We start from the raw sequence: 1,126 nt of genomic DNA on the forward strand, positions 1-1,126 counted from the left end.
CCGTTCTGCCGGAGACGATGCGCGCCGTCGTCGTCCACGGCCCCGAGGACTACCGCCTGACCACCCGCGAGGTCCCGACCCCGGACCCGGCGAGCTGCTGCTGCGCACCGACGCCGTCGGCGTCTGCGCCTCGGACCTGAAGTGCTACCACGGCGCGGAGAAGTTCTGGGGCGGAGAGCACAAGCCCGCCTGGGCCGAGACCGACCGCATCCCCGGCCACGAATTCGTCGGCACCATCGTCGCCGCCGGCGAGGGTGCGCTGGCCGCCCGCGGCGCGGCGATGGGAGACCGGCTGGCCTGCGAGCAGATCGTGCCCTGCTGGGACTGCCTCTACTGCCGCCGCGGGGCCTACTGGATGTGCGAGCCCCACGACATGTTCGGCTTCAAAGGCTTCGACGGCGCGATGGCCGAATACGTCCTGATCCCCGAACGCGCCCTGACCCACCCGGTCAGCTCCGAGCTGCCCGGCCACCACGCGGCCTTCTCCGAGCCGCTCTCCTGTGCGATGCACGCCGTCGAGCGGGCCTCGATCCAGTTCGAGGACACTGTGGTCATCGCCGGCGCCGGCCCCATCGGCCTCTCGGCGATCGCCGGAGCCCGGCAGAAGAACCCGCTGCGGATCATCGCCCTGGACATGGTCGATGAGAAGCTCGCCCTCGCCGAGGCCTGCGGAGCGGACATGAGCATCAACATCGCCTCCCAGGACGCCGAGACGATCATCAAGGAGCTGACCGGCGGCTACGGCGCCGACGTCTACATCGAGGCCACCGGCCACCCCTCGGCCGTCGCCCAGGGCATCAACATCCTGCGCAAGCTGGGACGCTTCATCGAGTACTCGGTCTTCAAGGAGAAGGCCTCGGTGGACTGGTCGATCATCTCCGACGACAAGGAGCTCGACGTCCTCGGCGCCCACCTGGGCCCGCACTGCTGGCCCGCGGCGATCAAGCTCATCGAGGACGGCAAGCTGCCCATGGACACCGTCTGCACCCATCAGTACCCGCTCGAGGACTTCCAGACCGCCCTGGACATGGTCGGCGACTCCACCGGCGGCTCGGTCAAAGTCTCGATCCTGCCCAACGGGCCGGTCCCGGCCGGCTCGGCGACCCACCTGATCGGAGGCGAGACA

Annotated in this window: 1 protein-coding gene; it reads left to right on the forward strand. The window is 69.6% G+C overall.

Going from position 1 to position 1,126, the window contains the following annotated elements:
* A partial coding sequence (locus GU5_RS15870) for an alcohol dehydrogenase catalytic domain-containing protein (RefSeq protein WP_010524850.1) occupies positions 1 to 1,126 on the forward strand: 1,126 nt, incomplete at both ends.

The sequence above is a fragment of the Nesterenkonia sp. F genome (assembly GCF_000220985.1).
Classification (GTDB): domain Bacteria; phylum Actinomycetota; class Actinomycetes; order Actinomycetales; family Micrococcaceae; genus Nesterenkonia.